Origin of the sequence: Streptomyces hainanensis (assembly GCF_004348415.1) — a bacterium.
Lineage (GTDB): Bacteria > Actinomycetota > Actinomycetes > Streptomycetales > Streptomycetaceae > Streptomyces > Streptomyces hainanensis.
This window is the reverse complement of sequence record NZ_SMKI01000944.1, coordinates 1-416: the sequence shown is the minus strand read 5'-3', so window position 1 is coordinate 416 and position 416 is coordinate 1. Positions and strand designations below refer to the sequence as shown.

Below are 416 nucleotides of genomic sequence, written 5' to 3'. Positions count from 1 at the left end.
GGGAGAGAGATGGGGCGGGGGCTGGGCCGTCAGACGCCGCCGTTCGGGTCCAGCGGGTCGCGCGGGTCGCGCGGGTCGCGCGGGTCCTGGCGCGGGAAGCGTCGGACGGCGTCGGCGAGGCCGGGTTCGTCGCCGTCGAGGCCCAACGCGAGGAGCCGGTGCGGCACATGGACGAGGGTCCTGGCGACGTGCCGCGCCGAGGCGCCCGGCAGGTGCGGCTCGACCAGGACGACGTCCGGGTGGTCGGCGGCCAACGCGGCGGTCCGCAGGGTGATCTCGTCGAACGGCCGGACGGTCGCCGCGTGCAGCACGGTCACGTCCAGCCCGGCGGTCGCGCGCAGCACGGGGCCGAGCGTCGGCCCGACCGCGACGACCACGCAGGCCCGGCCACGGCGCAACACCCGGAAACCGCCACC

General features: G+C 77.9%; 1 protein-coding gene. It reads right to left on the bottom strand.

Annotated elements, in window-relative coordinates; translation table 11 throughout:
• Positions 1–29 precede the first annotated feature (29 nt).
• The coding region (locus E1283_RS36900; RefSeq protein WP_279571329.1) for a transketolase C-terminal domain-containing protein at positions 30–416 on the bottom strand (387 nt) is incomplete at its 5' end.